Raw genomic sequence first — 24115 nt, forward strand, 5'->3', positions numbered from 1 at the left:
CGCGTGCCCTCCTCAGCTCTTCGCGGGGGTGGCGGTGCCCGGACCGGCCTGTTCGGCCTCGGCCGCCTCGTGCGGGGTGACCACGGCCAGCACCTGGTCCATGGCGACCGTGCTGCCCGGCGTCACGTCCAACTCGGTGACCGTGCCGTCGTGGGCGGCGGCGATGACGTGCTCCATCTTCATCGCCTCCACGACGAGCAGCCCCTGCCCGGCGCTGACCCGGTCGCCGACGGCGGCCTTGACCACGGTGACGGTGCCCGGCATCGGCGCGGTCAGCGCGCCGGCCCCGGCGCCCGCGACCCCGCCGCGCAGCGCGGCCTCCACCGGGTCGTGGTCGGTGACCCGCCAGGCGTCGCCCTCGCGGGCCAGCCACGAGCCGGCCGCCCCGGCCTCGGCGGCGTGCGTGAACGCGTACGTCACGCCCGCCCACTCCACGAGCGTCCGGGACGCGCCGGACAGCTCGCCGGTCGCCGCGCCCGTCGGGAGCAGCCGGGCCGCGACGGGCTCCGCGTCGCCCACCGTGACCTCGGCGTCGTGCGCCCGGCCGCGCACCCGCACGGTCACCGGGTCGTGGCCCGGCACGCGCAGCGGATGCGCCGTCGGCGCGTCGCGCCCGCCCAGCCGCCAGCCGGTGGGCACCGAGAACGGGTCCGTCCAGGCGCCCGGCTCCGCCGCCGGCTCCAGGGCCGCCTGCCGCAGCAGCGCCGCCGCCCCGTACACCTCCGGCGGTATCGACGCCGGCGTCAGGGCGGCCGCCTCCCGGTCCACCAGGCCCGTGTCAAGGGCGCCGGCGACCACGTCGGGGTGGGCCAGCAGCCGGCGCAGGAAGCCGGTGTTGGTGTCCAGACCGAGGATCGTCGTCTCGGCGAGCGCCGACCGCAGCCGCCGCAGCGCGGTGGCGCGGTCCGGTCCGTACGCGATGACCTTGGCCAGCATCGGGTCGTACGCCGTGCCGACCTCGGTGCCGGCCGACAGGCCGGAGTCGACCCGCACGCCCTCGCCGGTGGGCTCGCCGAGGGCCGCCACGGTGCCGGCCGAGGGGAGGAAGTCCACCCGCTCGCCGTCGGCCGTGGCGCGCACGGTCTCGGCGCAGATGCGGGCCTCCACCGCGTGCCCGGTCAGCGTGATGTACCGCTGCGAGAACGGCAGTTGCTCGCCGGCCGCCACCCGGAGCTGCCACTCGACCAGGTCCAGGCCGGTGACCAGTTCGGTGACCGGATGCTCGACCTGGAGCCGGGTGTTCATCTCCATGAAGAAGTAGTCGCCCGGGCCCTGACCGTCCCCGCCGCCCGACCGCGCGTCGCCCGGCACGATGAACTCGACCGTGCCCGCCCCGGTGTACCCGCACGAGCGCGCGGCCTGCACCGCGGCCTGGCCCATCGCGGACCGGGTGGCCTCGTCGAGGAACGGGCTCGGCGCCTCCTCGATGATCTTCTGGTGGCGGCGCTGGAGCGAGCACTCGCGCTCGCCGAGGTGGATGACGTTGCCGTGCCCGTCGGCCAGGATCTGGATCTCGATGTGCCGGGGCTGGTCCACCCAGCGCTCCACCAGGAGCGTGTCGTCGCCGAAGGAGCCGCGCGCCTCGCGGCGGGCCGCCGCGATCTCGTCGGCCAGCAGCGCCTCGTCCCGCACCAGCCGCATGCCCTTGCCGCCGCCGCCCGCCGAGGGCTTGAGCAGCACCGGGGTGCCGATCTGCCGGGCCGCCTCGATGAGTTGCTCGTCGCTGAGGCCGCTGCCCGACGAGCCGGGCACGACCGGCACGCCCGCCGCCCGCACCGTCTCCTTGGCCCGGATCTTGTCGCCCATCAGCTCGATCGCGTCGGCCGGCGGGCCGATGAAGACCAGCCCCGCGTCGGCGCACGCGCGGGCGAACGCGGCGTTCTCGGCCAGGAACCCGTACCCCGGGTGTACCGCCTGGGCGCCGCTGCGCGCCGCCGCGTCCAGCAGCCGCTCGATGGACAGATAGCTCTCGGCCGCCGCCGCCGGGCCGATCCGCACGGCCGTGTCCGCCTCGCGCACGTGCCGGGCGTCCGCGTCCGCGTCGCTGTAGACGGCCACCGACCGCACCCCGAGTTCGCGCAGGGTACGGATGACCCGGACCGCGATCTCGCCTCGGTTCGCGACCAGCACCGTGTCGAACATCGCCGCTGTCACCCGCTCCGCCTCCCGCCCGGCCGCGCGGCCGGGGCTGTGGTGGGCCGCCACCTGACCGGCGGCCCGCTGTGTCGTCTGAGTGCCCGCCCGGGCGCCACCCGCCGGGGTCCGCGCCCCGCCCGTCGTCGGCGCGGTGCCGGCCGGGCCGGGGGCAGCGCCCGTCGTGGGGTCTGCTGTGGGCTCCGCCGTGGGGTCCGTACGCGTCATGACGCTCCCCTCACATCCGGAAGACGCCGTAGCCGGTGGCCGCGTCCGCGCTCGCGAAGCCGGGGGTGCCGGGCAGCGGCGCGTTGGCGCAGGCGGTCAGGGCCAGGCCGAGCACGGTGCGGGTCTCCAGCGGGTCGATGACCCCGTCGTCCCACAGCCGCGCCGTGGCGTAGTACGCGTTGCCCTGCGCCTCGTACTGGGCGCGGACCGGGGCGCGGAAGGACTCCTCGTCCTCCTGGCTCCACTGCTCGCCGCGCGCCTCCAACTGGTCCCGCTTGACCGTCGCGAGGACCGAGGCGGCCTGCTCGCCGCCCATCACCGAGATCTTGGCGTTGGGCCACATCCACAGGAAGCGCGGCCCGTAAGCCCGCCCGCACATCGAGTAGTTGCCCGCCCCGTAGGAGCCGCCGATGACCACCGTCAGCTTCGGCACCCGGGCGCAGGCCACGGCCATCACCATCTTGGCGCCGTGCTTGGCGATGCCGCCCGCCTCGTACTGCTTGCCGACCATGAAGCCGGAGATGTTCTGCAGGAAGACCAGCGGGATGCCGCGCTGGTCGCACAGCTCGATGAAGTGGGCGCCCTTCTGGGCGGACTCGGAGAAGAGGATGCCGTTGTTGGCGATGACGCCGACGGGGTGGCCGTGGATGCGCGCGAAGCCCGTCACCAGCGTCGTGCCGAACTCGGCCTTGAACTCCTGGAACTCCGAGCCGTCCACCGTGCGGGCGATCACCTCGCGCACGTCGTAGGGCGTACGCGAGTCCGTCGGCACCGCCCCGTACAGCCCCGCCGGGTCCACCGCCGGCTCCCGGACCGGCTCCACCGACCAGGGCAGCGGGCCGCGCTCGGGCAGCGTGGAGACGATGGAGCGCACGATGCGCAGGGCGTGCGCGTCGTCCTCGGCGAGGTGGTCGGTGACCCCGGAGGTCCTGGAGTGCGTTTCGCCGCCGCCCAGCTCCTCCGCCGTGACGACCTCGCCGGTGGCCGCCTTCACCAGCGGGGGGCCGCCCAGGAAGATCGTGCCCTGGCCGCGGACGATGACCGCCTCGTCGCTCATGGCCGGCACGTACGCGCCGCCGGCCGTGCAGGACCCGAGGACCGCGGCGATCTGCGGGATGCCCGCGCTGGACATCCGGGCCTGGTTGTAGAAGATCCGGCCGAAGTGGTCGCGGTCGGGGAAGACCTCGTCCTGCATCGGCAGGAACGCGCCGCCGGAGTCCACCAGGTACAGGCACGGCAGCCGGTTCTCCAGGGCCACCTCCTGCGCCCGCAGGTGCTTCTTGACCGTCATCGGGTAGTACGTGCCGCCCTTGACGGTGGCGTCGTTGGCGACCACCACCACCTCGCGGCCCGCGACCCGGCCCACGCCCGCGATGACGCCGGCGGCCGGCGCCGCCCCGTCGTACATCCCGTCCGCCGCGAGGGGCGCCAGCTCGAGGAAGGGCGAGCCCGGGTCCAACAGCGTGTCCACCCGGTCGCGCGGCAGCAGCTTGCCGCGCGCCGTGTGCCGCGCGCGGGCGCGCTCGCCGCCGCCCAGCCGCGCCGCCGCGAGCTTCTCGCGCAGTCGCGCCGCCAGCTCCCGGTGCGCCGCCTCGTTGGTCCGCCAGGCGTCAGACGTCGGATCGACGCTGCTGGCCAGCACTGGTGCCTGCCCCATGCCGTCGAGCTCCCTTGCTCGTGAGTGTGAGCCGTGGTTAATGAGCGTTAACTGTGCCTCTCAGGTTAACGGCCACTAACGTCGCTGTCTAGAATGGAAGGGTGAGCGAACCAGCCCTGACCACGCAGGCCCCCGCCCCCACCCGGCGGGAGCAGATCCTCGCCGAGGCCGCCCGGCTCTTCGCCGAGCGCGGCTTCCACGGGGTGGGGGTGGACGAGATAGGCGCCGCGGTCGGCATCAGCGGCCCCGGCCTCTACCGACACTTCGCGGGCAAGGACGCGATGCTCGCCGAACTGCTCGTCGGCATCAGCGAGCGGCTGCTCGCCGGCGGCAAGCAGCGCGTGGCCCGGGTGATGCGGTCGGCGGAGCCCCCGGCGGGGGGCGCGGCCGGGCCCGCGGCGGACCCCGCGGCCGTGCTCGACTCGCTCATCGACGGGCACATCGACTTCGCCCTCGACGACCGCCCGCTGATCACGCTGCACGACCGCGAGCTGGGCCAGCTCCGGGAGAGTGACCGCAAGCTGGTGCGCCAGCTCCAGCGCCAGTACGTCGAGCTGTGGGTGGACGTCGTCCGCGCGCTGCGCCCGGACGCCTCGGAGGGCCAGGCCAGGGCCGCCGTGCACGCCGTGTTCGGACTGCTCAACTCCACGCCGCACCTGGGCGCGGCCCACTCCCTGCCCGGCCGCTCCGCCACCGCCGCCCTCCTGCGCCGCCTGGCCCACGGGGCGCTGGGGGCGCTCTAGCCGCCCTGGCCGCTCCCGTAGGCTCGTCCCCGTGCGGGTGTGCCGCGTGGAGCGGCCGGGTCGTACGCCCGCCACCCGCCCCTCGTCCCGAATGTCGCGGGTTCGAGTCCCGTTACTCGCGCGCCCGGGGCGCTCCGTGGCGTGGGTGGCCGGGCGGCCCGATGGGCAGGATGTCGAGCCGCTCGAGCTTGGTGCCGGCGGCGCGCTGGAGGGCAGGGAGGGCGTGAGGCGGGTCCACGGCGCCGGAAGCGCATGCGGCGTCAACGCGGCGGCCCTCGCCAGTGTCGGCCAGGGGTTGTTGGTGCGTACCGTTTCGAATGCGACCACGAAACGGAGGGTGCCGCGAGTATGCCGTCCCAGCCTGCCCCCGATCACATCGGCGCGCGTGTACGTATCGCCCGCCTCGCCGCCGGCCTCACCCAATCCGCGATGGGTGACTTCCTGGACCGATCCGAGCACTGGGTGCAGGATGTCGAGGCTGGCCGGCTCGCCCTCGACCGGTACAGCTTGATCATCGCCATTGCCGACCTCACCGACGTCGACATCGTCTGGCTTCTCGGCCAGCCGTACCGGCTGCGCCACAGCCCCGAGCAGGCGCACGCCTACGTACCTGCCCTGCGCTCGGGTCTGCGTCGTTCGGGGCTCATCCTGTCCGGGCATCCGGGCCTGGCTCCGCAGGCCGTGCCCGCAGACACGCGGTCTTTACGTGAGCGCACCGTGACGGTGAACCTTCGCCGACAGGCCGCCGACTTGCCGGCGGTCGCCCGCCTCCTGCCGGCCCTGGTCGAGGACCTGAACACGGCGCTACTCGTGGAAGAGGGAGTCGGCCGGGCGAGGACGCTACGGCTGATGGCCGACGCCGCCCGCACCGCCCGCATGTGCCTCAACAGCTTGGGCTACCCCGATCTGGCATGGGTGGCGGCCGAGGTCGCCGCCGGCTGCGCCACCGCCCTCGACGACCCGGCCGTGAAGGCCGCTGTCGCCTGGGACCGGTGTGGCGCACTGCTCCACCAGGCCGCCATCCCCGAGACGCTGGCCGTCGCAGAGGCGGCCCTGCGTGACCTGGAACCGCTCGCCAGCCGCCCCCACCCCGAGCCCGCGGTGCTGTCCCTGCGCGGAGCGCTGATGCTGCGCGGCGCGATCGCCGACGCTCGCGGATCGCGCCCCGACGGCGCCTGGGCCCGCATCCAGGAAGCGTTGGCGGACGCCGACCGGCTCGGCCCGACCTGGCACGACATCGACGCGCAGACCGTCTTCGGCCGGGGAACGGTCGCCGTGCACGCGGCCGAGGTCGGCGTGGAAGTCGAGGAACCGGACCGCGGACTGACCGCCGTCCCGGAAGCCGACATCAGCGCGGTGCCGTCGAAGGAGCGGCGCACGCACTACGAGATCGACCGCGCCAGGGCGTACCGAAAGATGGGCAAGCTGTCGGCGGCGACGCTGACGCTCCGGGCTGCCGGCCAGGGCGCGCCCTACTACACGTACGCCGACCCCATGGCGCGAGCACTGGTCGCCGACCTCGCGCACGTCGGCGTGCCCTCCCAGGCGGCGGTCCTGTCCTCGCTGATCAGGAACATGGAACTGGTGCGCTAGCCGTCACTGAGAAGAGCCCCCGGGATTCCTGGGGGTCGAGTCGAGCCGGATACGCGAAGCTTCATATGTGAAGCACCACGCCGGACGATCACCATGGGAGACAGCATGGACGCGCTGCTACCGGCCACCTGTGACGCCATCACATACGCCCGCGCGTACACCGAACGCCTCGGGTGGCCCGTAGCGCCCGGGCATCGGTACCGCCCTCGCCGGGGCTGCACCTGCGGGGTCCCGGAGTGCCCCACCCCCGGGGCGCATCCGCCCGCGCGCTGGACCGTGGCCACCAGGGCCGACGAGCTGCCCGAGGAGGAGTTCGGTCAGCCGGGGGTCGGGGTGATCGCTCCCGCTCTCGGCTTCGGCGCGGTCACTCTGCCCCGGGCGATCGGCATGATGGCGATGGTCTCGATCGACCGGCGGATGCGGGCCCCGTGCCTTGTCGGTCCCGACTCCGTCACCCTGCTGGTGCAGCCGGGCACCGCGTCGGTGCTCGGCAGCGTGTCGGCGGCCACGGTGCTCACGGGCGCGGGCGAGTGGCTGGCCCTGCCGCCCTCGCACGGCATGCGCTGGGACACGCCCCCTTGGGACGAGCGCACCGGCCACCCGCTGGCACTCCCGCACGGGCACTCCCTGGTGCGGGACGTGCGCGAAGCAGTGCGCATCGGGAGTGGCGAGTGACGCGCAGCCCCCATCGCTACGTCGAGATGGTGATCGACACCGACGAGAGCCGCCCTCCGTCAGCAGTCCGCGCCGCGTGTGTCACATGCGGCGAGCGGTCACCGGAACCCGAGGAGGGGCAGGATCTGGAGCGGCAGTACGTCGCCGCTCAGGACTGGTGCGCACGTCACACGGGCCGCGATCACGCCGACGGCCGCCACACTCGGTTCACTGCGACCGCCGTCCTGCGCTGGGTCGTCACTCCCACGGAGGACATAGGCCCGCTCGCCGGCTCCTGAGCCGGCCGGCCATGGCGTGCGAGGCGCGCCCGCCCCGCCTTCGCCACAGCCGGCCCCAGGCCGCCGCCGCGCCCGCCCCGAGGTCGGCGGCGGCCGACCTACTCGCTGTCGCGTACGAGGTCGGTGAGCGAGACACCGAGGCCATCGGCGATGAGGGCGAGCACATCGATGGTGGCCGCGTGCGTCGCCAGCTCCGTCCGGTACATCGTCTGCCTGCTGATGCCGGCGCGCTCGGCCAGATGCTCTTGCGACCAGCGGCGCTCCTCCCGCAGGGCCCGGATACGCGCGCCGACCCGGTGGCGGGTGGCATGGGCGCGGGCGTGGCGGGGATCGTCTTGCACGCATGCAAGCCCAGGGCACCAAGATCGCTATGTCTGCATCACATATGAAGCAATAGTCGTCGTAAGGCAACGCAGGCTCCGTCGCAGGACGCCACCCTTAGGCGTCCCGCGGTGCTCCCGTACGCTCCCCCTCGCGGGGGGCGGGCGTGTCGGGCGGAACGGCCGGGCTTCATGTCCCGCAACCCCGTTGCGCCTCTCGTATGTCGCGGGTTCGAGTCCCGTTACTCGCGCGCCCGGGGCGCTCCGTGGCGTGGGTGGCCGGGCCGTCGCCACGGCACCCCCTGGACAGCCCCCGCAACCCGCAGGTAACTTTTCTGAGCGAGCGCTTAGTCAACCTGCGGGGCCGGCGACCGTGCCCGCGCGAGCCCCGGGCGGGTGTCGGCCGGGGGAGGGTTTTGCCGCACTGAGGAGGCAGCGTGCGCCGTACGGTGTTCAACGAGGACCACGAGGCGTTCCGGCAGACGATCCGCGACTTCGTCGCGGCCGAGGTCGTGCCGGTCTACGACCAGTGGATCGAGGCCGGCCAGGTCCCCCGCGAGTTCTACAAGAAGCTCGGCGAGCTGGGCGTCTTCGGCATCGAGGTGCCCGAGGAGTACGGCGGGGCCGGCGAGACCAGCTTCAAGTTCCACGCGGTCATCACCGAGGAGTGCGCCCGGGCCGGTGTCAGCTTCGGCGGCTCCAGCGTGCACACCGCGCTGTGCCTGCCGTACCTGCTCGCGTACGCCACCGAGGAGCAGAAGCGGCGCTGGCTGCCGCCGTTCGTGACCGGCGAGATGATGACGGCCATCGCCATGACCGAGCCCGGCACCGGCTCGGACCTCGCGGGGATGAAGACGACCGCCAAGCTGTCGGCCGACGGCACGCACTACGTGCTCAACGGCGCCAAGACGTTCATCACCGGCGGCGTCCTCGCCGACCGGGTCATCGTCTGCGCGCGCACCGCCCAGCCGACCCCCGAGGACCGGCGGGCGGGCATCACGCTGCTCGTCGTGGACGCCAGGTCGAAGGGGTACGCGGTCGGCCGCAAGCTCGACAAGCTGGGCCTGAAGACCTCCGACACCGCCGAACTCTCCTTCTCCGACGTCAGGGTGCCCGTCGAGGACCGGCTCGGCGAGGAGGGCAAGGCGTTCTCCTACCTCGGGCAGAACCTGCCGCAGGAGCGGCTGGGCATCGCCGTCGGCGCGTACGCTCAGGCCGCGGCGGCGATGGAGTTCGCCAAGCGGTACGTGCGCGAGCGCGAGGTCTTCGGCAAGCCGGTGGCCTCGTTCCAGAACACCAAGTTCGTGCTGGCCGACTGCAAGGCCGACGTGGACGCCCTGCAGGCGGTCGTGGACCGCGCGCTGGACGCGCACGACGCCGGCGAACTCTCCGCCGCCGACGCCGCGTCCGCCAAGCTGTTCACCACCGAGCGCGCGGCCGTCGTCATCGACAAGTGCCTGCAACTGCACGGCGGGTACGGCTACATGATGGAGTACCCCATCGCCCGCCTGTACGCGGACACCCGCGTCAGCCGCATCTACGGCGGTACCAGCGAGGTCATGCGCTCCATCGTGGCCAAGTCCATGGGCCTGTAGGCGGGTTCGAGCGACCGCCATGAGCGAAGCACTGGAGGACCTGCTCGCCCTGCTCGACCTGGAGCGGATCGACCGGGACATCTTCCGCGGCACCAGCCGCCCGTCTCTCGTGCCGAGGGTGTTCGGCGGGCAGGTGGCCGCCCAGGCGCTGGTGGCCGCGGGCCGCACGGTGCCGGCCGACCGCCCGCCGCACTCGCTGCACGCCTACTTCCTGCGCCCCGGCGACCCGGGCGCCCCGATCGTGTACACCGTCGACCGCATCCGTGACGGGCTGTCCTTCACCACCCGGCGCGTGGTCGGCGTCCAGCACGGGCGGCCGATCTTCCACCTCTCCGCCTCCTTCCAGCAGGTCGAGGACGGCCTGGAGCACCAGGCGGAGATGCCGGCCGCGCCCGACCCGCTGACCCTGCCGACCACCGAGGAGATGCTGGCCCAGCACGCGGACCGGTTCCCCGATCCCACGGTGCCGCCGCGCCTGGCGGCGGCCCGGGCGGCGGTGGACCTGCGGTACGTGGCCGACCCGCCGTTCGTCAGCGCCGGCCAGGTGCGCGAGCCGCGCTCGCGGGTGTGGTTCCGGACCAACGGCAAGTTGGCCGGCGCGCATGACGACCCGCTCCTGCACGTGTGCCTGGTCACCTACGTCTCCGACATGACCCTGCTGGACTCGATCCTGCTCGCGCACGGCCGGGGCGGCTGGGTGATCGGGGACGTGGTGGGCGCCAGCCTGGATCACGCGATGTGGTTCCACCGCCCGTTCCGCGCGGACGAGTGGCTGCTGTACGACCAGGAGAGCCCGTCCTCCTCCGGGAGCCGCGGGCTCGGCCAGGGCCGCATCTACACCGCCGACGGGCGGCTGGCGGTCTCGGTGATCCAGGAGGGGCTGATCCGCACGCCCCGCGCCCCGCGCCGGCCGTAACCCCGGGTCCGGGCCGACGGTGCCGCGCGGGGGCTGACGGGGTGCTGGTGGTTACGGGAGCGCCGCCAGGCCCGCCGCGTCGAGCAGGTAGGCCGTCATCGGGTCGTAGAAGCGCGGGTTGGTGACGTGGTCGTCCAGTGGCACCGTGACCGCCAGCGTGCCCTCGGCCTCGCCGATGAAGAGGGCCGGGTCGTTGCAGTCCGCGTAGCCGACGGCGTCGATGCCGCGCTGGCCCGCGCACCCGGCCCAGCCGTGGTCGGCGACCACCAGGTCGGGCAGCGGGCGGCCCTCCCTGGTCAGGCCGTCCAGGATGGCGGCCATCGGCTCGGGGGAGTGGGTGTGCCAGAGCGTGGCGCCGCGCTCCAGCATCGCCACGTCCGCGAACTGGAAGACGAACCCCTCGTCGGCCTGGAGCCCGCCGGGGATCTCCACGATCTCGCAGCCCGCCGCGCGCAGCCCCGCCGCGACGCCGCGGTGCACGTCGATGAGGCCACCCGGGTGACCGGTCGCGAACAGCACGCGGCTCTGGCTCTCCGCGGCCTTGCGCAGCACGGCCGCCTTGCGGTCCAGCGCGTCCACCGTGAGCTGCGGGTCGATGGTGTCCTGGCCCGTGCGGTACTCGGGGTCGTCGATCACCCCGCACCGCTCGGCCATCACGGCCAGCACGTCCTGTTCGTCGCTCCAGCGGTCACCGAGTTCCAGACCGAGCCAGTAGTGACGGTCGCCGTTTGCCAGCTTGCGGTAGTGGGAGAGGTTGTTCTCGCGTGGGGTGGCGACATTGCCCGCGATGCGGGTGCGCACCAGATGGTCGACCAATGCGGCCCGGTCGGGCACGGGGCTGGGTATCGGCATGCTGACCATTGTGCCGCGCGCGGCCCGAGATGGGCTGAACGTCTGATCAATACGCGGCCTCATCGGGCCGGGGCGCGCCCCGCGCCGGGCGGCGCCGGCGCTCGCATGACCGGCGTCATGGACACCGTGGCGTAAACGACCCGGGGCCCGCTTCGAAACGTACATGTCGGAGCGGAGCGCGCGGGTCGTACCCTCCAGAAGCCGCGCCGGTACGCCGGTGGGTCACCCCTCCACAGCGTCCGCGCGAGTCCGCCGGCGCGGACGCCGGAGGCACGCGCGCGGGGGCGCTGCGCGGGGGAGACCCGGGCCGGCCCGCGCGACCCGCGAGCTACGCCGTCCGGATGAGCCACGTCGCCGCAAGAGCCGCGCGCCCGACCGGGCCGCGCCGCCCCCAAGACAGGAGAGGCCGTCGTATGAGCAGCGCCACCCCGGAGCCCGTGGGCCCCGTCGACTCGTCCCGCGTGCCCCGTTTCGCCGGGCCCGCCACCTTCGCGCGGCTGCCCCGCCTCGACGAGGTGGGCGGCGCGGCGGACGTCGCCGTGGTCGGCGTCCCGTTCGACAGCGGGGTCTCCTACCGGCCCGGCGCGCGGTTCGGCGGCAACGCGATCCGGGAGGCGTCGCGGCTGCTGCGCCCGTACAACCCGGCGCAGGACGCGTCGCCTTTCGCGCTCGCACAGGTCGCCGACGCGGGCGACATCGCGGCCAACCCGTTCCACATCAACGAGGCCGTCGAGACCATCGAGGCCGCGGCCGACGACCTGCTGGCCACCGGCGCCCGGATGATGACCCTGGGCGGTGACCACACCATCGCGCTGCCGCTGCTGCGTGCGGTGGCCAAGCGGCACGGCCCCGTCGCGCTGCTGCACTTCGACGCGCACCTGGACACCTGGGACACCTACTTCGGCGCCGAGTACACCCACGGCACGCCGTTCCGGCGCGCGGTCGAGGAGGGCATCCTCGACACGTCCGCGCTCTCGCACGTCGGCACGCGCGGCCCGCTGTACGGCAAGAAGGACCTGGACGACGACGCCAAGATGGGCTTCGGCATCGTCACCTCGGCCGACGTGATGCGGCGCGGTGTGGACGAGGTCACGGACCAACTGCGGCAGCGCATCGGCGACCGCCCGCTGTACGTCTCCATCGACATCGACGTGCTCGACCCGGCCCACGCCCCCGGCACCGGCACCCCGGAGGCGGGCGGCCTCACCTCCCGCGAGCTCCTGGAGATCCTGCGCGGCCTGGCCGACTGCCACCTCGTCTCGGCCGACCTGGTCGAGGTGGCCCCGGCGTACGACCACGCGGAGATCACCTCGGTCGCGGCCTCGCACACGGCGTACGAGCTGACGACGATCATGTCCCGCCAGATCGCGGCGGGCCGCGCGGAGTAGCCGCCTGGCGGCGGGCGGGCGGGCGGTTCCCGGGCCGGGCCTGGGGGATTCCGACTGCCCGCCGCCTGGCCGTGCCCCGCTCGCCCACCGCGCCGCGCCGGCAGGCGGACCTACCTCGGGACCAGGTCGTCGTCCCGCGCTCCGCCCCAACGTGTCCCCGCCCCCGACGACCGGCCGATGGAATGAGGCGCCGCCGGCCCGGGTTCGCCGCGAAGGTGGAATTTCCCCGCGGCGTGGATCGGAATCGTACTTTCCCTTTAACGGGAAAACAGTGACGGGCGAATGGCAGAGCGATTCCGCGCGGGACCGGGCCGGAGGCCGGGCGGTGCGCGAGTCGGAGTCGGAGCGGTGCGCATTGCGGCACGCCTTCTTTCCGGTGGTCGGGCGATGTACCGTACGAGATCGGCCAGTGGCGGCGACATCGCTGCTCAGGACGGGTAACTCAGGGAACGCGGGGGCCACTTGCGTCACAGGGGGAACGTGCGCAACAACGTGCCAGTGATCGGGGCTTTTCCGTCGCCGCGCATTCCGCGCGCCCGGCGATAAGGTGGCCGCGAATGCGCGACAAACGCCCCACCGTAACAGCATGGTTACGTTCTTCGGCGCACTTCTCTGAGATCTCATAAGGGCGGTGCGAGTATGGGCGCTTATGACGCAGAGAAATGAGCAGCGGCGACCAGCGTTGCGGCTCCGGCTGAGTGGACCCGACACCGATCGGGAGACGGCCGCGCTCCGCGCGTGGCTGGAGCGGGAGCAGCTCCTTGAGCAGTGGACGCGGCAGGGCGCGGTCCGCATCGAGATGCGGACGGTTCCCGTCGAGGACGGCGACGGCCACCCGATGGGCGACGCGAACGAGTTGTTGATCGTGGCGCTGGGCCTGCTGGCCCAGCCGGCCCTGGCCGACCTGTACGACGCGGTCAAACGGGGCGTCAGGACCTGGAGCGAGAACCGCCATCAGGTGGAAGGCGGCACACCGCCCCAGGTCATCGACGAGTGGACGGACGACGCCTCGGACTCCGATGCGGAGGGCGGGGAGTAGGGCTCATGCCGGCATGCGACCCCCGGGGCGGGGGCAACCGGGCGCTGCTCGTAGGTGTGCCCGAGTACGCGCACAAGGCCGGGAAGTACCCCGGCGTGGTGCCGGGCGACCTGCTCGCGGTCCGCACCAGCCTCGTGGAGTTGGCCGCGACGCTGCGGGCCGGCGGCGTGTTCGCCCCGGGCGCTGGTCGCGACCGCCTCGACCACGTCGGTGAGGGCCACGACGGTGCCGGCTTCGCCGGTGAGGGCCACGCCGGTGAGGGTCACGACGGTGCGGGTCGCGACGCTCGCGACGGTGGGAGCGGTGCCGGTGGCGGCGGGTGGGGCGCCGGCGTCGTGTCGGTGGAGCCGTCCGGCACGGACGACTTCCACGTGCTGCTGGGGCAGGCCGCCGCCGAGACCCGGGGCGTGTTGCTGTTCTACTTCGCCGGGCACGGCGCCGTCCCGTTCTCCGGTGACGAGCTGTGGCTGCAACTGCCCGGGGCCCGCACCGTGCCGGGCGAGCAGCAGGTCTTCGTCGGTTCGGTCCCGCTGACCACGGTGCTCAGCGTGCTGGCCACCTCGCCGGCGCGGCAGATCGTGGTGATCCTGGACTGCTGTTTCGCGGGCAACGCCGCGCGCGTCCTGGAGGGGTTCGAGCAGCGGCGGCGGTTCTTCCTGGTGGCCGCGGTCCAGGCGAACCGACGGATCGACGCCGGGCCGGCGGAGACACCCACGCCGTTCACGGAGGCGCTGCTCGACGTGTTACGCGGCGCGGCCCCGGGGCGCCCCGTGACCTTCTCCACCCTCGGCCCCGCGCTGCGGAAGCGGATGGCCGGCCACCGCACCCTCTCGGGCGAGCCGTGGGTGCCGCAGCTCCGACAGGGCGACCCCGACGCGGACGTCGTGCTGGCCCGCGCCGACGACGAGCCCGTCCCCGCGCCCCCACCCGACGCGACCCGCCCACCCGCCGTACGACAGGACGCGCGCCAACCCGCGCCTTCGGCCCCACCGCCGCCCGACCTCGACCTCGATCCCGATCCCGATCCCGTCGCCGTCCCCGATCCCGGCCGCAATCTCGACCCCGATCCCGGCCGCGATCTCGACCCCGATCCCGGCCGCGATCTCGACCCCGACCCCGGCCGTGGCCTCAGCCCCGCCCCCGGGGCCTCCCCCCAGCCCGCGAGCGCCCAGCCCGCGGGCCCGCACCCCACGGGCGCCGAGCCCGCCCTGGCCGAGCCCGCGACCACCGGCCCCGCGACGACCGGCCCCGTGACCACCGGCCTCGCGACGACCGGCCCCGCGACCACCGGCCCCGCGACGACCGAGCCCCCGACAGCGGAACCCTCGCCAGCCGAGCCCTCGCCGCCCGGCGGTCGGACGCGCCGGCGCTGGACGCCCCGCCCCGCACCGCGCAGGGCGGGCCGCCGCTGGGCGGGCCGCCGCTGGTCGCGCCCGCGCTGGTCGCGGCGCTGCGCGGTGGCCACGTCGGCCGCCGCCGCGGCGCTGGCCCTGCTGGGGACGCTGCTGCACGCGGCCGGCGACGGCCCCGCCGCGCGGGCGTGCGCCCCGCCGCAGGAGTTGCGCGTGTTGACCGATCCCGATCTGCACCGGGTCGTGCGCGACGCCGCCCAGGCGTACACCCTCTCCCGGGCGAACCACCCGGACGGGGCGTGCGCCCGGGTCGGGATCACCGTGTACGCGGCCCGTACCTCGGATGTGATCACCGCCTTCCACGACCTGTCCAACGTGTGGCAGAAGCCCCCGGGCCAGGCCGCCCGCCCCACCGACGGCGCTCCGACCGACGGCGCCAGCGCCACGGGCGCGCCCACGGGCGGCGCCTCCGCCGGCGCCGCCGGTGAGGGCGCTGAGCCGTCCGCCGCGCCGCTGGACCCGCAGCGCGACGTGGGGGCCCAGCCCGACCTGTGGATTCCGGCGAGCGCGGCGGATGTGGAGCGCGCCCAGCAGGCCAGTCAGGACGTACGGTTCGGCAACCAGTCACGCCCCATCGGCTACTCGCCCACGGTCCTCGCCCTGCCCGCGCCGCCCGGCAGCCGCGAGACGGGCCCGCGGAGCGGCCGGCTGGCGGACCTGGTCGACGCGTTCCTGGACGGCGGGGACGGCCGGCACGTACGGCGGCCCGATCCCGAGTCGGCCGACGCGGCCCTGTTCGCGACGCGCGCGCTGTACGGGGTCCAGCAGGCGGGCGCCGTGGAGCGGCGGTTGACGCACGCCGGGCCGCTGGCCCCCGACGGGGCCGGGTTGCTGTGCGCGCTGGCCGGGGACCGGGAGGCGGACCGCCGCACCGCCGCGGTGGTGCCCGAGTACCTGCTGCGCTCCGGCGCCCTGGAGTGCGGGGCCCAGACCCGGGTGCCGCGCCGGGTCGTCTACCCGGACGACGTGCCGGCCCTGGCCCCGGTGACCGTCTCGCTCGCCTGGGAGGGGGCGGACCAGGACTCCGCTACGGCGGACGTTCGCGCCGCGGGGATCGGGAGCTTCAGCGACTGGCTGGTCGGCTCCGAGGGGCAGCACACGCTCCGGGAGGCCGGCTTCTGGAGCAAGGACGAGGAGCCGCCGCCCGGCGGCGAGCGCGTGACCGGCGGGCCGGGCGTGCTGCCGTCGCGCACCGGGCCCACCGGCGCGGACCTCGGCCGCGTCCTGGAGCGCTACCGCGCGGCGAGCGGCCCCGGGCGCGTCCTCTACCTGCTCGACACCTCCCCGTCCATGACCGGCGTGTGGGACGACCCGGACGGCGGGCCGGCGCTGCTCGCGCGCTCCATGGAGGGGCTCGGGCCCCGGGACGAGTACGGCGCGTGGCGGGTGGCCGCGCCCGACGGGGCCGAGCGCCCGTACGACACCGGCCTGTTGGCGTTCGGCACGCACGAGGACCGGGCCACCGCCGAGCGCGAGCTGATGGAGCGGGTACGGCCGACGGAGCACGAGGCCGACCCGTACGGGGCGCTGCGGGACGCGGTCGCCGAGGTGGCCCGGCGCGGCGCGGGCGACGAGCGGCCCGGCGTGGTCGTGCTGCTCACCGACGACGAGGACAACGGGCGTAAGGGCGCGCGGGTGGACCTGGCCGGCCTGTTGGCGGCGGTGCGCGAGCACGGGGTGCCGGTGGCGGTGGTCTCCTTCAGCAGTCGCGGCTGTGACGCGGGCCAGCCGGACCGGCGGATCGCCGACGCCTCCGACGGCAGCTGCCTCGACCAGCGCGACGACCAGATGGCGGGGCTGCGCGACGCGGTGGCGCAGACCGCCGAGGGCGATCAGGGGGACGCCGCATGAGGAGACCACGGCGCACGGGGCGCGGCGTCGGCCGGCCCGGCGCGGCGCGCGCCGGGCGCGAGGGGCGTGCGACGCGGGCCGGGCACGCCGGGCGCGTGGGCCGGCCGCGGCCGGTGGCCCCGCTCGCAGCGCTCCGGACGGTGTTGGCAGTGTTGGTGGTGTTGGCGGTGTTGGCCACGGTCGGCGGCTGCACGGCGGGGGACGGCGGGTCGGGCGACGGGGCGGACGACGGCGCCTTCACCAGCGACGGCGACCCCAACGCCATCGTCATCGCCAGCGGCCGGGACATCACCGGCCGTGGCGGGGTGCGGCAGCAACTGGTCGACGCGTGGAACGAACGCAGCCGGCGCTCGGGGTCCCCGTTGCGGGCCCGGCTCGTGGAGCTGCCGGGCACCGCCGACCAGCAGCGCAGCCAGTTGCTCGGCGCGCTCCAGTCGGGCAGCTCGCACTACGACGTCGTCAACCTGGACGTCACCTGGGTGCCGGAGTTCGCCGACGGGCACCTGGTGCGCGAGCTGGACGACGCGCTGCTGGACGGCGACGTGCTGCCCTCCGTCGCGGCGACCGGTCGCTGGCGGGGCTCGACGTACGCCGTACCGTTCAACAGCGACGTCGGGCTCCTCTACTACCGCCCCGACTACCTCAGGGCCGCCGGCGTCAACGTGCCAGGGCTGGGCCCCGAGCCCACCACCTGGGTCGGCTTCAGGAACCTCAAGCAGGCGGTGCTGCGCGCGCACGGCCGAGGCGAACTCCCCGCCGCGTACGCGATGCCGTGGACCACCCAACTCAGCTCGTACGAGGGGCTCACGGTCAACGGCATCGAGGCGTTCGCCACGGTGGGGGCCAGCGGCGGCGACGCCCCGTTGGTGGACGACGAGGGGCGCTACGTCGGCACCGAGGAACAACTCCGCCTCGGGCTCGGTGAGTTCACCCGGCGTATCGACCGCGCGTACACCCTGGACAGCGCGCAGGAGTCCGACGAGGCCCGGCTGCTGGCCGACTTCGCCGCCGGCAAGACGGCCTTCCTGCGGCACTGGCCGTACGCGTACGGGGTGCTCCACCAGGACCTGCGGGACGGGCGGCTCGGGCTGGCCGCGCTGCCGGGCAAGGCCGTGCTCGGCGGGCAGAACCTCGCCGTCACGCGGCACGCGCCGGCGCAGAACCTCGACGCCATCGAGGACCTGCTGCGCTTCCTGACCGGCCGGAACAGCGAACGGTGCCTGCTCGAAGCGGGCTTCGCCGCGACCCGGGCGAGCGCCTACGAGGAGGGCGGGGCGCGCTGTCCGCGCGGCCCGGCGCGTTCGGCCACGTCGTCCCCCACGGGCGAGGACGCCGACCCGATGCCGCGCACCGAGGACGGGCGGCCCCGGTCGTACGCCGTCGTGCGCAAGGCCCTGCACAGCGCGGTGCTCCGCCCCCGCACCCCGTTGTACGGCGCGTTCACCCAGGTGTTCGCCGACCACCTCAGCCAGCTGACCGGTGACGATCCGGACGCGCCGGAGAAGGTGGCGCGCGATCTGCACCGCGCGCTGCGACGCGCGCTGCCCGCCGACCGGTGAGCCGGCGCCCGCGCCGGGTGCGCCTCAGGGCAGGGTGAGGACGCGCGGCCCGTCGTCCGTGATGGCCACCGTGTGCTCGCTGTGGGTGGCGCGGCTGCCGTCGGTGGTGCGCAGGGTCCAGCCGTCCGGGTCGGCCACGTACGCGCCCGAGCCGCCGGCCAGGAACATCGGCTCCAGCGCGAGGACGAGGCCGTGCCGCAGCACGTAGCCCCGGCCCGGTCGGCCCGTGTTGGGCACGGGCGGGTCCTCGTGCATCTGGCGGCCGATGCCGTGGCCGCCGAAGTCGTCGGGGATGCCGTAGCCGGCGGCCCGGCCGACGCTGCCGATGGCGTGCCCGATGTCGCCCATGCGCGCGCCCGGCACGGCCGCCGCGATGCCCGCCGCCAGGGCCGCCTCGCCGGCCTCGATCAACCGCAGGTCGGCGGGGCGCGGGGTGCCCACGGTGAAGCTGACGGCGGCGTCGCCGGCCCAGCCGTCCACGATGGCGCCGCAGTCGATGCTGACCAGGTCGCCGTCGCGCAGCCGGTAGCCGTTCGGGATGCCGTGCACGATCGCGTCGTTGACGGACGCGCAGATCACGGCGGGGAACGGGCTCGGCGCGAACCGTGGCTGGTAGTTCAGGAACGGGGAGCCCGCGCCCGCGTCCCGCAGCACGTCGCGCGCCACCTGGTCCAGCTCGGTCAGCCGTACGCCGATCGACGCCGCCTTCCGCACGGCGCCCAGCGCCTGCCCGACGACGCGGCCGGCCTCGCGCATCGCGTCCAGCTCGCCGTCGGTCTTGATCTCCACCATCTCCGCAAGGCCCTTCATGAGTGGGTACGGCGGCCCGGCGCCGGGGCCCGCCCGCGCCGGCCCGGCCCGCTGTCGAGGAGCCGCAGGCACGACGGAGGGGGCGTCGCCGGTTCGCGGCACACCAATTTCAATACCGTTATAACTATACCGGCTAGCTTTACCGGTGGCGGTACTAGAATGGCCCGCATGGTGCGCACACCCCTCACTCCGCTGGAACGCGAGCGCGGTCGTCACCTCGGCGCGCTGCTGCGCCAGGCGCGCGGCGAACGCAGCATGACCGACGTCGCCGCCGCGGCCGGGATCTCCGCCGAGACCCTGCGCAAGATCGAGACCGGCCGGGCGCCGACCCCCGCCTTCTTCACCATCGCGACGCTCGCCGTGACCCTCGGGCTGCGGCTGGACGATGTGGCGGCGCACTGCGCCGCCGTGGAGCTGGCCGCCGACGAGTCGCCCGTGGGCGCCGCGGCGGCCTAGCGCCGCGCCGGCTCATCGCCCGTCCGCCGCCGGACGGCCCCGCCGGCGACCCCCGCCCGTGGCCGGTGCGCGGGCGGGGTCCTCGTGGCGCGCCCGTATGGGGGCGCGGCCGGGCGCGCGCGGGGGCGCGGGCGCGTTCATCGATCACTTGTGCGCCTCCCGTGCACGCGCCGCTTTGTAACGGCGGAATGAAATCCGCACGCCACGGCGTTGCAGCCTTCCGGTGATGACCATGAGACGGGGAGGCCGGGAGTGACAGCGACAGCCGCGACGACCAGCGCAGGGCAAGAGGGCTGGGCGCGCAGACTGACCCGTTACTGCTGGCGGTACCGGCGCAACGTGGTCCTCGCGCTCGGCGCGTCCCTCGCCGGAATGGCCGTCACGGCACTCGTGCCGCTCGTGCCGAAGCTGATCATCGACGACGTGATCGTCGCCGGCGACCGGCCGCTGGCCCCCTGGGCGGTGCTGCTGGTCGTCGCCGCCCTCGCGATCTACGGGCTGACCTACCTCCGCCGCTTCTACGGCGGCCGGCTCGCCCTCGACGTGCAGCACGACCTGCGGACCGAGATGTTCCAGTCCATCTCGCGCCTCGACGGCCGCCGACAGGACGAGCTGAGCACCGGTCAGGTGCTCGGCCGTGGCACCAGCGACCTGCAACTGGTGCAGGGCCTGCTGTTCATGCTCCCGATGATGATCGGGAACGTGCTGCTGTTCATCATCTCGCTGGTCGTCATGGTGGTGCTGTCCCCGCTGCTGACCGTGGTGGCGCTGGCCGTGGCCCCCGCCCTGTGGTTCATCGCCTCCCGCAGCCGCGACCGCCTCTTCCCCGCCACCTGGTACGCGCAGGGGCAGGCGGCGGCCGTGGCGGGCGTCGTGGAGGGCGCGGTCACCGGCGTCCGGGTGGTCAAGGGCTTCGGCCAGGAGGAGCAGGAGACCGGCAAGCTCCGCCAGGTCAGCCGCCGACTGTTCGCCGCCAGGATGCGCACCATCCGCCTCAACTCCCGGTACACGCCGGCGCTGCAGGCCGTGCCCGCGCTCGGGCAGGTCGCCATGCTCGCGCTCGGTGGCTGGATGGCCACCCGTGGCGAGATCACCCTCGGCACCTTCGTCGCCTTCTCCACCTACCTGGCGCAGTTGGTGGGCCCGGTCCGGATGCTGACCATGATGCTGACCGTGGGCCAGCAGGCCCGCGCGGGCGTCGAGCGCGTCTTCGAGCTGATCGACACCGAGCCCGGCATAGCCGAGCGGCCGGATGCCCGCCAGTTGCCCGCCGACGCGCCCGCGACGGTCGAGTTCGACCACGTCACCTTCGGCTACGGCGCCACCGAGGACGCCCCAGGCGAGGACGCGAGCACCACGGACGCCACCGCCGGCGCGGGCGCCGCCGCGGGCGACCCGGACGCCGCGAAGGAGACGGACCCCGACGCGCCCGGCCCCGGGCCACGGCCCGTGCTGCGTGACGTGTCGCTGCGCATCGAGTCCGGCGAGACGCTGGCCGTCGTCGGCGCGTCCGGCAGTGGCAAGTCCACCCTGTCGCTGCTGCTGCCGCGCTTCTACGACGTGAGCGGCGGCGCGGTCCGCATCGGCGGGCACGACGTGCGCGATCTGACCTTCGACTCGCTGCGCGCCGCCATCGGCCTGGTGCCGGAGAACAGCTTCCTCTTCTCCGACAGCGTGCGCGAGAACATCGCGTACGGGCTGCCCGAGGCCACCGACGAGCAGGTCCGCACGGCCGCGCGGGCCGCGCAGGCCGACGGCTTCATCAGCGAGCTGCCGGACGGCTACGCCACCAAGGTCGGCGAGCAGGGCCTGACCCTCTCCGGTGGCCAGCGCCAGCGCATCGCCCTGGCCAGGGCGATCCTCACCGACCCGAGGCTGCTGGTCCTGGACGACGCCACATCGGCCGTGGACGCCCGCGTGGAGCACGAGATCCACGAGGCGCTGCGCGGCGTGATGGCCGGGCGGACGACGCTGCTCATCGCCCACCGCCAGTCAACGCTGGCGCTGGCCGACCGGATCGCCGTGCTCGACCGGGGCCACCTGGTCGACGTCGGCACGCACGACGAGCTGACCGAGCGCTGTGCGCTCTACCGCCGCCTGCTGACCGACCCGGACGAGCTGGGCGACGTGCCACGGGACGCGGCCGGCCGCGGCGTGCCCGGCCCCGGGCCCGACGGCGCCGCCCCCGGCGCCCGTGGCTCCGCCATCGCCGGCGCCTTCGGCGGCGAGGCGGCGGCGGCCGGGCTGCTGCTGCCCGCCGACCGCCCCGCCGCCGGGGCCTCCGACGCGACGGGCCCCGACGGCGGCCTCGACGGTGGCCCCGACGGCGACCCCGACGGCCGGGAATCCGGCCGTCACGGGAGCCACCACCGCAGTGCCCAGCGGCGCGCGGCCACCGGCGCCTCGGCCGAGCGAATACCCGACGCCGACGCGGAGGCCGACTTCCGGCTGGCCGAGGAGATCGAGGAGATATCCGAGATATCGGCGGCCGAGACGGCGTCCGGGAACATCGCCGCGGCCCACGCCGACGCCGTCGGGCGGGCCCGCCAGGAGCGCGCCGCCGCCGGTTCCGTCACCCCCGAGCTGTGGGTGCGTAAGGACGACGCCCCGCGCACGGCCGTGGACGCCGACGCCCCGGCCACCCCCGGCGCAGGCAAGGGCGCCGCGCCCGCCGCCCCGCCCGCGGCGACCACCGCCGGCGCGATGGCCGGGATGCCCGCGACACCCGAACTGCTCGCCAAGGTGGCCGCCCTGCCGCCCGCGACCGACGCCCCCGGCGTCGACGAGCAGGCCGCCACCCGGGCGGAGAGCAGCTACGGGCTGCGCCAGTTGCTGCGCGGCTTCGGCAAGCCGCTCGCGCTGTGTCTGCTGCTCGTCTCGGTGGACGCCCTGGCCGGGCTGCTGCTGCCGGTGCTGATCCGACACGGCATCGACGAGGGCGTCCAGGAGATGGCGCTGAACGCGGTGTGGGCCGCCTCCGGGCTCGCGCTGTTGGTGGTGCTCGTGCAGTGGACGGCGCAGGTCAGCGAGACGCGGATGACCGGCCGCACCGGTGAGCGCGTGCTGTACTCGCTCCGCGTCAAGATCTTCGCGCAGCTCCAGCGGCTCGGCCTCGACTACTACGAGCGCGAGTTGAGCGGCAAGGTCATGACCCGGATGACCACCGACGTGGACGCGCTCTCCACGTTCTTGCAGACCGGCCTGGTCACCGCGCTGGTCAGCCTGCTCACCTTCTTCGGCATCCTGGTCGCGCTGCTGGTCATCGACCTGGAACTGGCCCTGGTGGTCTTCGCGACGCTGCCGCTCCTTGTCATCGGCACCGTCTTCTTCCGCCGGCAGAGCGTCAAGGCGTACGAGCTGGCCCGCGACCGGGTCAGCGCCGTCAACGCGGACCTCCAGGAGAACGTCGCCGGGCTGCGCATCGTGCAGGCGTTCCGGCGCGAGGAGAGCGGGCGCCAGCGGTTCGCCGAGCGCAGCGACGCGTACCGGCAGGCCCGGGTGCGCGGCCAGTGGCTGATCTCGATCTACTTCCCGTTCGTCCAGCTCCTGTCGTCGGTGGCCGCCGCGCTGGTGCTGATCGTCGGCGCCGGCCGGGTCAGCGACGGCACGCTCACGGCGGGCGCGCTCGTGGCGTACCTGCTCTACATCGACCTGTTCTTCGCCCCCGTGCAGCAGCTCTCCCAGGTGTTCGACGGCTACCAACAGGCCACCGTCTCGCTGCGGCGCGTCCAGGAGCTGCTGCGCGAGCCCACGACGACACCGCTCACCCAGGCACCGCGCGAGGTGCGGGAACTGCGCGGCGACATCGCGTTCGAGGACGTGTCCTTCCACTACGGCCCCGCCGACCAGCCCGAGAAGGCGCTGTCCGGCGTCAACCTGCGCATCCCGGCCGGCCAGACCGTCGCCTTCGTCGGCGAGACCGGCGCGGGCAAGTCCACCCTGGTCAAGCTCGTGGCCCGGTTCTACGACCCGTCGGCGGGCCGGGTGACCGTGGACGGCGTGGACCTGCGCCAACTGGACCTGGCCGGGTACCGGCACCGGCTCGGCGTGGTGCCGCAGGAGTCGTACCTCTTCCCCGGGACGGTGCGCGACGCCATCGCCTACGGCCGCCCCACCGCGTCCGACGCCGAGGTGGAGGCCGCGGCCCGGGCGGTCGGCGCGCACGAGATGATCGCCCTCCTCGACGGCGGCTACCTGCACGAGGTCACCGAGCGCGGGCGCAACCTCTCCGCGGGGCAGCGCCAGTTGATCGCGCTGGCCCGGGCCGAACTCGTCGACCCCGACGTGCTGCTCCTGGACGAGGCGACGGCCGCGCTCGACCTGGCCACCGAGGCGCTGGTCAACCAGGCCACCGACCGGCTCGTCGGGCAGCGCACCACGCTGGTGGTGGCCCACCGGCTGACGACGGCCGCGCGCGCCGACCGGGTGGTCGTGCTGCATGACGGCCGGGTGGTCGAGGACGGCACCCACGAGGAGCTGCTGGCCCTGGGCGGTCGCTACGCCCGGCTCTGGCACGCCTTCACGGGCAGCGACATGGCCACCGCCGGCGCGCTGGGCTGAGCCGCCGCCCCGGGTTCGGCCGACCGGGGCGGCGCGTCACCCCACTGGCG

At 74.5% G+C, this 24115-nt stretch carries 17 protein-coding genes; 12 read left to right on the forward strand and 5 right to left on the reverse strand.

Going from position 1 to position 24115, the window contains the following annotated elements; translation table 11 throughout:
• Positions 1–12: 12 nt before the first annotated feature.
• Together H7H31_RS23440 and H7H31_RS23445 are read right to left on the reverse strand one after the other, a co-directional pair.
• Positions 13–2142: an ATP-binding protein gene (locus tag H7H31_RS23440; RefSeq protein WP_187063215.1), complete on the reverse strand. Its 2130-nt coding sequence runs from the start codon at positions 2140–2142 to the stop codon at positions 13–15.
• Between the two features lie 229 nt (positions 2143–2371).
• Positions 2372–4018, reverse strand: a complete 1647-nt coding sequence (locus H7H31_RS23445; protein ID WP_187063206.1) for a carboxyl transferase domain-containing protein — start codon at positions 4016–4018, stop codon at positions 2372–2374.
• Between the two features lie 116 nt (positions 4019–4134).
• On the opposite strand from H7H31_RS23445, the gene H7H31_RS23450 reads away from it, so the two are divergent.
• The 4 genes from H7H31_RS23450 (at position 4135) to H7H31_RS35180 (ending at position 7307) form a co-directional block, all read left to right on the forward strand.
• On the forward strand, positions 4135–4761 hold the full coding sequence (locus H7H31_RS23450; RefSeq protein ID WP_187063216.1) for an SACE_7040 family transcriptional regulator: 627 nt from the start codon (positions 4135–4137) through the stop codon (positions 4759–4761).
• Between the two features lie 348 nt (positions 4762–5109).
• Complete coding sequence (locus H7H31_RS23455) at positions 5110–6354, forward strand: helix-turn-helix domain-containing protein (protein ID WP_187063207.1); 1245 nt, start codon at positions 5110–5112, stop codon at positions 6352–6354.
• A 276-nt stretch (positions 6355–6630) separates the two neighbouring features.
• A complete protein-coding gene (locus H7H31_RS23460; RefSeq protein WP_187063208.1) occupies positions 6631–7029 on the forward strand; it encodes a hypothetical protein in 399 nt (132 codons plus the stop codon).
• Positions 7026–7307 (forward strand): DUF7848 domain-containing protein, encoded by a 282-nt coding sequence (locus H7H31_RS35180; protein ID WP_443728874.1) that lies wholly within the window; start codon positions 7026–7028, stop codon positions 7305–7307. The genes H7H31_RS23460 and H7H31_RS35180 overlap by 4 nt, the downstream gene beginning before the upstream one ends.
• 98 nt (positions 7308–7405) lie before the next feature.
• On the opposite strand, the gene H7H31_RS23465 is transcribed toward H7H31_RS35180, so the two are convergent.
• A complete protein-coding gene (locus H7H31_RS23465; RefSeq protein WP_187063209.1) occupies positions 7406–7648 on the reverse strand; it encodes a helix-turn-helix transcriptional regulator in 243 nt (80 codons plus the stop codon).
• Positions 7649–8064: 416 nt separating this feature from the next.
• Between H7H31_RS23465 and H7H31_RS23470 the strand changes: the two genes are divergently transcribed.
• Complete coding sequence (locus tag H7H31_RS23470) at positions 8065–9222, forward strand: acyl-CoA dehydrogenase family protein (RefSeq protein ID WP_187063210.1); 1158 nt, start codon at positions 8065–8067, stop codon at positions 9220–9222.
• A gap of 19 nt (positions 9223–9241) precedes the next feature.
• Positions 9242–10138, forward strand: coding sequence for an acyl-CoA thioesterase (locus tag H7H31_RS23475; protein ID WP_187063211.1), 897 nt, complete (start codon positions 9242–9244; stop codon positions 10136–10138).
• 51 nt (positions 10139–10189) lie between these two features.
• Here H7H31_RS23475 and H7H31_RS23480 read toward each other — a convergent pair whose 3' ends face one another.
• Positions 10190–10999 carry a phosphatase gene (locus H7H31_RS23480; RefSeq protein WP_187063212.1) on the reverse strand — a complete coding sequence of 270 codons (810 nt, stop codon included), beginning with the start codon at positions 10997–10999 and terminating at the stop codon, positions 10190–10192.
• 404 nt (positions 11000–11403) lie between these two features.
• Here H7H31_RS23480 and speB point away from each other — a divergent pair, with 404 nt between their 5' ends.
• The 4 genes from speB (at position 11404) to H7H31_RS23500 (ending at position 18239) form a co-directional block, all read left to right on the forward strand.
• Positions 11404–12378: an agmatinase gene (gene speB, locus H7H31_RS23485; protein ID WP_187063213.1), complete on the forward strand. Its 975-nt coding sequence runs from the start codon at positions 11404–11406 to the stop codon at positions 12376–12378.
• 649 nt (positions 12379–13027) lie between these two features.
• On the forward strand, positions 13028–13417 hold the full coding sequence (locus tag H7H31_RS23490) for a hypothetical protein (protein ID WP_187063214.1): 390 nt from the start codon (positions 13028–13030) through the stop codon (positions 13415–13417).
• A gap of 5 nt (positions 13418–13422) precedes the next feature.
• Positions 13423–16680: a substrate-binding domain-containing protein gene (locus tag H7H31_RS34660; protein WP_187118072.1), complete on the forward strand. Its 3258-nt coding sequence runs from the start codon at positions 13423–13425 to the stop codon at positions 16678–16680.
• Between the two features lie 140 nt (positions 16681–16820).
• Positions 16821–18239 carry an extracellular solute-binding protein gene (locus H7H31_RS23500; RefSeq protein WP_232110043.1) on the forward strand — a complete coding sequence of 473 codons (1419 nt, stop codon included), beginning with the start codon at positions 16821–16823 and terminating at the stop codon, positions 18237–18239.
• A gap of 24 nt (positions 18240–18263) precedes the next feature.
• Here the strand turns inward: H7H31_RS23500 and map are convergent, their stop codons facing one another.
• The gene (gene map, locus H7H31_RS23505) at positions 18264–19031 is read right to left on the reverse strand and encodes a type I methionyl aminopeptidase (protein ID WP_187063247.1); all 768 of its coding nucleotides are present in this window, start codon (positions 19029–19031) and stop codon (positions 18264–18266) included.
• Between the two features lie 186 nt (positions 19032–19217).
• Between map and H7H31_RS23510 the strand changes: the two genes are divergently transcribed.
• Positions 19218–19505 carry a helix-turn-helix transcriptional regulator gene (locus H7H31_RS23510; protein WP_176161771.1) on the forward strand — a complete coding sequence of 96 codons (288 nt, stop codon included), beginning with the start codon at positions 19218–19220 and terminating at the stop codon, positions 19503–19505.
• A gap of 252 nt (positions 19506–19757) precedes the next feature.
• Positions 19758–24065 carry an ABC transporter ATP-binding protein gene (locus tag H7H31_RS23515; protein WP_187063239.1) on the forward strand — a complete coding sequence of 1436 codons (4308 nt, stop codon included), beginning with the start codon at positions 19758–19760 and terminating at the stop codon, positions 24063–24065.
• Positions 24066–24115 lie beyond the last annotated feature (50 nt).

This window comes from Streptomyces buecherae (assembly GCF_014295035.1).
Classification (GTDB): domain Bacteria; phylum Actinomycetota; class Actinomycetes; order Streptomycetales; family Streptomycetaceae; genus Streptomyces; species Streptomyces youssoufiensis.

What these genes read in the sequence shown, in the direction of transcription:
- H7H31_RS23490 (WP_187063214.1), top strand. Translation starts at nt 13,028, where the DNA reads ATGACGCAGAGAAATGAGCAGCGGCGACCAGCGTTGCGGCTCCGGCTG.
- H7H31_RS23440 (WP_187063215.1), bottom strand. Translation starts at nt 2,142, where the DNA reads ATGTTCGACACGGTGCTGGTCGCGAACCGAGGCGAGATCGCGGTCCGG.
- speB (WP_187063213.1), top strand. Translation starts at nt 11,404, where the DNA reads ATGAGCAGCGCCACCCCGGAGCCCGTGGGCCCCGTCGACTCGTCCCGC.
- H7H31_RS23475 (WP_187063211.1), top strand. Translation starts at nt 9,242, where the DNA reads ATGAGCGAAGCACTGGAGGACCTGCTCGCCCTGCTCGACCTGGAGCGG.
- H7H31_RS23480 (WP_187063212.1), bottom strand. Translation starts at nt 10,999, where the DNA reads ATGGTCAGCATGCCGATACCCAGCCCCGTGCCCGACCGGGCCGCATTG.
- H7H31_RS23455 (WP_187063207.1), top strand. Translation starts at nt 5,110, where the DNA reads ATGCCGTCCCAGCCTGCCCCCGATCACATCGGCGCGCGTGTACGTATC.
- H7H31_RS23510 (WP_176161771.1), top strand. Translation starts at nt 19,218, where the DNA reads ATGGTGCGCACACCCCTCACTCCGCTGGAACGCGAGCGCGGTCGTCAC.
- H7H31_RS23445 (WP_187063206.1), bottom strand. Translation starts at nt 4,018, where the DNA reads ATGGGGCAGGCACCAGTGCTGGCCAGCAGCGTCGATCCGACGTCTGAC.
- map (WP_187063247.1), bottom strand. Translation starts at nt 19,031, where the DNA reads ATGGTGGAGATCAAGACCGACGGCGAGCTGGACGCGATGCGCGAGGCC.
- H7H31_RS34660 (WP_187118072.1), top strand. Translation starts at nt 13,423, where the DNA reads ATGCCGGCATGCGACCCCCGGGGCGGGGGCAACCGGGCGCTGCTCGTA.